Consider the following 7,336-nt stretch of genomic DNA (forward strand, 5'->3'; position numbering starts at 1 on the left):
ATGCTGGTCGTCAGGGCGTCCTCGTACGCCTCGGTGTATCCCGCCCACTGGCTCCGGGCTGACAGGTCGTCTGGGTTGAACTTCCAGTGCTTGGTTGGATCATCCAGACGCGCTTGCAGCCGCTCTTTCTGTTCCTCTGGGCTAATGTGCAGGTAGAACTTCAGAATGCGGGTGCCGCTGTCAGTCAGCAGAGCCTCGAAGTGGCGAATCTGCTTGAGACGGCGCTCGGCGGTCTGCTGATCTATCAGGCCACCGACGCGCGGCACCAGCACATCCTCATAGTGGCTGCGGTTAAAAATACAGACCAGACCATGCTGGGGCACCTGGGCATGGACCCGCCAGAGGAAGTCATGGCCGCGCTCGACCTCAGTGGGCACCTTAAAATTGGCGACCCGCACGCCGTTGGGATTCATGGCTCCAAACACGTGCTTGACCGTGCCGTCTTTTCCGCCAGCGTCGCGGGCTTGCAGGACCACCAAAAGCGCCTGCTGCCCTTCAGCAAACAGGCGCTCTTGCCAATCGGCCAGCTGGGGCAGCAGAGTCTCCGTTAACCGGCGCCCCTCGTCCTTGGACAGCCCGCCGTCGTCATCGGTGGCCCAGTGCCGCAACTTCACCACTTTGCCGGGCCGCACGCGGTAGTCCTCAGGGTTCATGCCCCGGAGGGTAGCACCCCGTCCGGTGCGGTCAGCTTGAGGGCACGTTCAGCGATTTCCTCCCATTCGGCGGCGGTTTGCCGGCCTGCATCGAATTCGGCAGACAGCTGGGCGTGCAGTGCGCGCAGGCCGGCATGCTCTTTGGGTAACTCGGTGCCCGTGTGCGCCTTAATCAGGAAAATCAGGCCAGCCAGGCCACTGTCTTTGGTCAGGCTGAGCTCCAGCGGTCGGCCCAGCAGCGCCGGGACGTTAAACGGCGCGTACATCGGCCAGAACTTATTAAGGCCGTCGGCATGAATCCCGGCGCGGGTGCGGTGGGCGTCGCGGCCATACAGAGGGTATTTGGCGGGGACGCCCTGCCCCAGCTCTTCATAGAGACTGTTCAGCTCGTTCAGAACCGTGAAGTCGGCGCCGCTGCTCAGGCCCAGGCCCATCAGGTGCAGCAGCACGCCTTCGAGCGGCGCATTGCCAGTGCGCTCGCCTTTGCCCAGTAAGGTGCCGTTGATGGCGGCGCACCCGGCCATGACAGCTGAGAGGCTGTTCGCCACGACCAGATGTGTGTCGTTGTGGGGATGAAACTCCAGTAACTCGCCGGGCACGCCGGCCGCTTGCAGGTCGCGCATGAGGCGGGGCACGCTGCGCGGCCAGGCGACGCCGTCAAGGGGCAGGCCCACCCCCATCGTGTCGCAGACCCGGATGCGGGGCGCCTGCGCAGCAGGATAGGCGGCCGCCAGGGTCTGCACCGCCTCGACAAAGGGCAGAATAAATTCACGCGGAGCGCGGGTGGCGTCTTCCAGGTGAAGCCGGGGCCGTAAGCCAACGTCCAGCACGGCCTGCACGGCGTCCAGATAGGTGCGCGCCGCCTGCGCCCGCCCACCCGGCGTGAACTTGTAAAAGGTGTGATAGTCGCTGGCGCTGGCCAGCATGCCGGTTTCCCGGACCCCCAGGCCGGCCACCAGCGCCGCGTCGCTGCGGGTGGCCCGAATCCAGGTGGTGGGCTCGACCGGGTGACCGCCGTGCCAGCGCTCTAGGGCGCCTTCCAGCATGGCGCGGTCAGCAGGGCGATACACAAAAAACTCGGCCTGCCGCAGGGCACCGCTTTGACCGGAGAAGCGGCCCATCAGGTCGTAGATGGCCAGGCCAGTCTCGACGGTCAGGGGCAAGCCGCCCTGTTGCCCGTCCCGGTGGGTGGTTTCGGTGGTCCAGGCCTGCGCAGGCAGCGAGGCCGGCCGCTCATTCGGTGCCCACACCACCTGCGGAAAAGCGTCTTCGGGAAAGGCGGCAGGAAAGAGGTCGGGGGCCGTCACATCCTGAACAGGCGTGTGGGTCATAGCTGCACGGTAGGCCGGGGCCGATGTGTCGTCAATCTTGATTGAGGAATCAATGTTAGCCTGAAGAGGTGTCGTCTCTGACCACCTCGCAGGCCTGCGCCGCCCTGGGCGTAAAACCTGCCACCCTGTACGCCTATGTCTCGCGTGGCCTGATTCGCAGCGAGCCGGGACCGGCGGGCACCCGCGAGCGCCGCTATCACGCCGGTGATGTGCAGGCCCTGGCCGCCCGGCAGGCCACGCGCCGCGACCCCCAGACAGCGGTGCAGGACGCCCTCCAGGGCAGCCTGAACTGGGGCGCCCCTGTGCTGGACAGCGCCCTGACCGCGTTGACAGACGGCCACTTGCTGTACCGGGGCCACGACGCCCTGGTCCTGGCCGAGCGGGCAACCGTGGAGGAGGTGGCGGCCCTGCTCTGGACTGGCGAGCAGGGTCAGCCTGCCCCCTTACCGCTGCGCGCCCGCCTGAACCTCAGCCGGCCTCAGCGGGGCGCCAGCGCCCTGGAAGCGCTGGGGCACGCCCTGACAGCCGCAGGCGCACACGACCCAGCGGCCCTGGACGCCCGGCCCGAGGCCAGGGTGCGCCACGCGGCCCGCACCCTGAACCTGCTATACGCCACGGCCGAGCGGCAGGCGGGCGTGCCCCCGGCGCCTGATCTGCCGCTGCATGAGCGCCTGGCGCGTGCCTGGAGGGTGCCGGGCCACGCCGACCTGCTGCGCCGCGCCCTGGTGCTGCTGGCTGACCATGAACTGAATGTCAGTGCGTTTGCGGCGCGGGTGACGGCCAGCAGTGGGGCCAGCCTGCCGCACTGCACGCTGGCGGCGCTGTGCGCCTTACAGGGGCCACGGCATGGCCTGGCCAGTTTGCATGCCCACGACTTGCTGCAGGACACGCTGGCAGGAGGGGCCGGCGCCGCGCTGCGTCAGGCGGGGCGGCGCACGGGACACCTGCCCGGCTTTGGTCACCGCCTCTACCCAGAGGGAGACCCCCGCGCCGCCGCTCTGCTGGGGGCGCTGACGGCAGCGGCTCCGGAGGCGCCCGTCGTCCAGGCGGCACACGCCCTGCAAGCAGCGGCTCTGGCTGAAACGGGCGAACGCCCCAACGTGGACCTGGCGCTGGCCGCCCTGGCGCACCTGCTGGGGCGCCCGGCCGAGGATGCCGTGACCCTGTTCGCCCTGGCAAGGGCGGTGGGCTGGCTGGCCCACGCACTGGAAGCAGGTCAGAATGGTGGGCTGCTACGGCCCCGCGCCCGATATGTGGGACCGGTCCGGGTGTAGTCCAAAGTCACCCTTTGTTGAGGGCCTTCTGGCCTGGGGTTTCCTCCGACCCGTACTCCTCCACCCTGCCGACACTGGTTTGAGGGGACGGCGAAGGCGATTCCTAGAGCTTCACCCTTCTGAATCCAGGCTGGGTCAATCAGTGTGCTGATCTCAAAGTTCAGAGAGTGGCCAAGGGGACTAGCTTCTTGCCCCCGTCGCTAAATGACACGCCCAGAACAAAGCCTTCTGAGTGCCGCAACTCTACAAGTGCGTCCTTCGCACTTCCCCTTGGTCATCAGCATGACCAGTGTGTTAGGCCGCCGTCTGTCTCTCTGGTGTGCTGGCCCGGATGAGTTGAAAGGCCGCGCCACCCAGCACCGCAATCAGGGCCGCGCCCGCCAGGGCCAGGCCCAGGGCTGCGCCCAGGCCGACTTCCTCGGCAATGAAACCGATGGCGGGTGGGCCCAGCAGAAAGCCGCCGTAGCCCAGGGTCGCCACCTGGGCAATCCCGCGCCCGGCCAGGGCGTGCCCGGCCACGCCGTACATCACCGGCACCACGTTGCTCAGGCCCAGACCCGAGAGTGCAAAGCCCACCGTGGCGAGCAGCGGCTCCCTGGCCAGCAGCGCCAGGGCCAGCCCGGCGGCGGTCAGGAGGGCGCCGCCGCGCACCGTGCGCTCATCGCCCAACCGGGTGCGCGCGCGGTCCCCGAACCAGCGGCCCAGCGTCATGGCCGCCACGAACGCGGCGTACCCGACGCCCGATTGTCCACCCGGCACGCTCAGCACGTCGCGGAAGTACAGCGCCGCCCAGTCGTAATTGGCGCCCTCAGCCAGCATGCCCAGAAAGCACAGGACGCCCAGCAGCGCGGCCGCCGCGCTGAGGGGGACCCGCCGGGGGGCCTGGGCACTTTGCGGGGCAGGCGCCTGGGTCTGGTCTGGCAGCAGAAAACGGCCCGCCACCAGGCCCACCAGCGCCGTCACGCCCACCACCAGCCCAGCGTGCGTGGTGAGCGGCACGCGGCCCACCAGCAAGGTGCCCAGGCCCGCGCCCAGCAGACCCCCCAGGCTGAAATAGGCGTGCAGCCGGCTCATGATGGGCCGGGCCAGGCGCTGCTCCACTGTGACGCCCTGCGCGTTCATGGCCACGTCCATGCAGCCGTTGAGCGCGCCCAGCAGGGCCAGCGCCGCCACCAAGGCAAAGAGGTTGGGCGCTACAAAAGGCAGCAGCAGCGAGAGCATGCACGCCACCGTGACCACCCAGGTGACACGGTGACTGCCGTACCGGGCTGTCCAGCCGCCTGTAAAGGGCATGGTGCAGATGCTGCCAAGGCCCACCGCCAGCAGCGCCGTACCGATCTGCGCGGCACTGAGATTCAGGGCGTCGCGCACGCCGGGAATATTCACGCCCCAGGTGGCAAACAGAGCGCCGTTCACCATGAAGATGGCACTGACCGCGCGGCGGGCGGCCTCGGCGGCGGGCGGCGTGGAGCTGGGCTGGGTCATAGAGGAACCTCGGGAACAGGCAGAAGCAAGAAGGTATCTGAAACGATTCAGATACGTAGCCTATACGCTACCATGCCGTCATGTCACCCGCCAAGCCTGCGGCCTCTGTTCCCCGGCCCTCTGCCGGCCGCATGACCCTGCGGGACGTGGCGCGGGCTCTTGGGGTCAGCGTGGCGACCGTCAGTAACGCCTACAACCGCCCCGACCAGCTCAGCGCCGAGCTGCGCAGCCGCATCCTGAATGAGGCGCAGACGCTGGGCTACCGCGGCCCCGACCCGCTGGCCCGCAGCCTGCGCCGGGGCCGCACCGGTGTCCTGGGCGTGGTGTATGACGCCCCACTGGATTACGCCTTTGCCGACCCGGCGGCCGCGCTGTTTCTGGGCAGCGTGGCGCGGGCCGTTCAGGGTGAGGCCCTGAATGCCCTGCTGCTGGCCAGTCCCCACGAGCCGGACGCCGACCCGACCGGGCCGGTCTGCAGCGCCAGCGTGGACGGCTTTATCGTGTACTGCGCCGCCGAGGGGAGCCCGCTGCTGCGCGCCGTGCTGGGGCGGCAACTGCCCACCGTGTTGGTAGACCACGCCCCCCACCCGGCGGCCCTGGGTGTGGGAATTGACGACGCTGGGGGGGCGCACCAGGCCGCCGCGCATCTGCTGGCCCTGGGCCACCGCACCCTGGGGGTCATCTGCCTGGAACTGGCGCCGGCCCGCGCCGCTGGCCCAGTGGCCCCTGAGCGGGAGGCCCGCATCAGCTACCACCCCACCGCCGCGCGGCTGTCGGGCTACCGCGCCGCCGTGTCGGCGGTGCCGGGTGCAAGCCTCTGGCCCACCGAGACCTTGCAGAACACGCCAGAAGAAGGCGAGGCCCGCGCCCTGGACCTGCTGCGCGCCCACCCGGAGGTGACGGCGCTGCTGTGCATGAGCGACGTGCTGGCCCAGGGCGCCCTGCGCGCCGCACAGACCCTGGGCCGCCGCGTGCCCGAAGACTTGAGCGTGATTGGCTACGACGACCTGCCCAGCAGTCCGGCCCTGAACCTGACCACCGTGTGGCAGCCCACCGCCGACAAGGGCCGGGCGGCGGGCGAGGCCATGCTGGCGCTGCTGCGCGGCGAGGCCGCTCAGGGACTGACCCTGCCCACCCGCCTAGTGGTGCGCGGCACCACGGCGGTGCCTGCCGAGGCGGCGGCTGCATTACCCTGAACCTCAATGAAGATTCTGGTGGTGGGCGGCGCAGGCTATATCGGGTCCCATACGGTGCGGCAACTGCGCCGGGCGGGGCATGACGTGGTGGTCTTTGACAACCTCAGCAGCGGTCACGCGGCGGCGCTGCCGCCCGAGGCAGCCCTGGTGCGCGGCGATCTGCTGGATGAGGGGGCGGTCAAGGCCGCCCTGGTCGCCCACCAGCCTGACGCCGTGATTCATTTTGCCGCCCTGATTGAGGTCGGCGAGAGCATGCGCGCGCCCGCCCGCTACTACCGCAACAACGTGGTGGGCAGCCTGAATCTGCTGCAAGCGATTGTGGAGACGCGCAAGATTCCGCTGGTGTTTTCTTCCACCGCTGCCGTGTACGGCACCACTGACGCCGTGCCCATTCCTGAAGATGCACCCATGCAGCCCGAGAGCGTGTACGGCGAGACCAAGCTGATGACCGAATGTATGATTCACGCCTTCCATACAGCCCAGGGGCTGCCGTATGTGGTGCTGCGTTACTTCAACGTCTGCGGCGCGGCGCCTGAGGGCGACATTGGCGAGGCCCACGCCAGCAAGTCGCACCTGATCGAACTGGCGGCCCTGACGGCCCTGGGCCAGCGCGAGAAGATGCTGATTTTCGGGGACGATTACCCCACCCCCGACGGCACCTGTCTGCGCGACTACGTGCATGTGCAGGACCTGGCGGACGCGCATGTGCTGGCGGTGGAAGCGCTGGTGAAAGGCACGCAGCAGGCCGCCACCTACAACGTGGGGCTGGGCCACGGCTTCAGCGTGAAAGAGGTGCTGGACGCGGTGGACGCGGTGGTGGGCACGCCGGTCCCCCGCGAGGTGGCCCCGCGCCGCGCCGGGGACCCGCCCCGCTTAGTCGCCGACGCGGCGCGCATTCGTCAGGAGTTGGGCTTTGCGCCCCAGTTCACCGACCTGCAAGAGATTGTGCAGACCGCCTGGGAGTGGCATAAGAGGCATCCACACGACTTCAGAAAATGAGACTCATTTCCTGCCAAGCAAGGGTGTCAGAACGTGAGATGTCTGATGAAGCCAGATATTAAAACTATCCTGTGCCTTTCAGACACGCATCTTCTCCAATACGAAGTGGAAACCAGCACTCTATATCTGGACATTGTGGGACATTACGGCGAATACAGGCTCAAGCTGAGCAATTGCTCGTTGCTAAAAATTGATTTCCTCGGGGAATTATCTCCTGGGAGCGGGTCAATCCACGAAGCCGATGTGTCTGCTGAAACACTGATGTTGGAAATGGTAGATAGGCGCATCACAGTGAATTTTGGAGAATTGCAACTGATTCAATTGAGCGCCGGTCTTAATCATTGATGTGTTTTAACCGGGGTCGTCCTGCATCAAAGACTGGGCGGGCAAGAGAAGTT

Annotated in this window: 7 protein-coding genes; 4 read left to right on the forward strand and 3 right to left on the reverse strand. The window is 67.6% G+C overall.

The window, feature by feature from the left end:
• The coding region (locus GO986_RS22140; protein WP_157461696.1) for a PPK2 family polyphosphate kinase at positions 1–653 on the reverse strand (653 nt) is incomplete at its 3' end.
• The gene (locus GO986_RS22145; RefSeq protein WP_157461697.1) at positions 650–1,984 is read right to left on the reverse strand and encodes a hydroxymethylglutaryl-CoA lyase-like TIM-barrel protein; all 1,335 of its coding nucleotides are present in this window, start codon (positions 1,982–1,984) and stop codon (positions 650–652) included. The genes GO986_RS22145 and GO986_RS22140, both read right to left, overlap by 4 nt.
• A 68-nt stretch (positions 1,985–2,052) precedes the next feature.
• On the opposite strand from GO986_RS22145, the gene GO986_RS22150 reads away from it, so the two are divergent.
• Positions 2,053–3,258, forward strand: a complete 1,206-nt coding sequence (locus GO986_RS22150; RefSeq protein WP_369409543.1) for a citrate/2-methylcitrate synthase — start codon at positions 2,053–2,055, stop codon at positions 3,256–3,258.
• A 294-nt stretch (positions 3,259–3,552) separates the two neighbouring features.
• On the opposite strand, the gene GO986_RS22155 is transcribed toward GO986_RS22150, so the two are convergent.
• Positions 3,553–4,743: an MFS transporter gene (locus tag GO986_RS22155; protein WP_157461698.1), complete on the reverse strand. Its 1,191-nt coding sequence runs from the start codon at positions 4,741–4,743 to the stop codon at positions 3,553–3,555.
• An 80-nt stretch (positions 4,744–4,823) separates the two neighbouring features.
• Between GO986_RS22155 and GO986_RS22160 the strand changes: the two genes are divergently transcribed.
• Genes GO986_RS22160 through GO986_RS22170 form a run of 3 tightly spaced genes read left to right on the forward strand, consistent with a single transcriptional unit; the run spans position 4,824 to position 7,283 of the window.
• A complete protein-coding gene (locus GO986_RS22160) occupies positions 4,824–5,939 on the forward strand; it encodes a LacI family DNA-binding transcriptional regulator (RefSeq protein WP_157461699.1) in 1,116 nt (371 codons plus the stop codon).
• 6 nt (positions 5,940–5,945) lie between these two features.
• Complete coding sequence (galE, locus tag GO986_RS22165; RefSeq protein WP_157461700.1) at positions 5,946–6,938, forward strand: UDP-glucose 4-epimerase GalE; 993 nt, start codon at positions 5,946–5,948, stop codon at positions 6,936–6,938.
• Positions 6,939–6,983: 45 nt separating this feature from the next.
• A complete protein-coding gene (locus GO986_RS22170) occupies positions 6,984–7,283 on the forward strand; it encodes a hypothetical protein (RefSeq protein WP_157461701.1) in 300 nt (99 codons plus the stop codon).
• The last annotated feature ends 53 nt before the right edge of the window (positions 7,284–7,336 follow it).

The sequence above is a fragment of the Deinococcus arboris genome, from assembly GCF_009755355.1.
Taxonomy (GTDB): Bacteria; Deinococcota; Deinococci; order Deinococcales; family Deinococcaceae; genus Deinococcus; species Deinococcus betulae.

Coding starts and splice junctions, on each gene's coding strand:
- GO986_RS22145 (WP_157461697.1), bottom strand. CDS start 1,984: ATGACCCACACGCCTGTTCAGGATGTGACGGCCCCCGACCTCTTTCCT.
- GO986_RS22155 (WP_157461698.1), bottom strand. CDS start 4,743: ATGACCCAGCCCAGCTCCACGCCGCCCGCCGCCGAGGCCGCCCGCCGC.
- GO986_RS22160 (WP_157461699.1), top strand. CDS start 4,824: ATGTCACCCGCCAAGCCTGCGGCCTCTGTTCCCCGGCCCTCTGCCGGC.
- galE (WP_157461700.1), top strand. CDS start 5,946: ATGAAGATTCTGGTGGTGGGCGGCGCAGGCTATATCGGGTCCCATACG.
- GO986_RS22170 (WP_157461701.1), top strand. CDS start 6,984: ATGAAGCCAGATATTAAAACTATCCTGTGCCTTTCAGACACGCATCTT.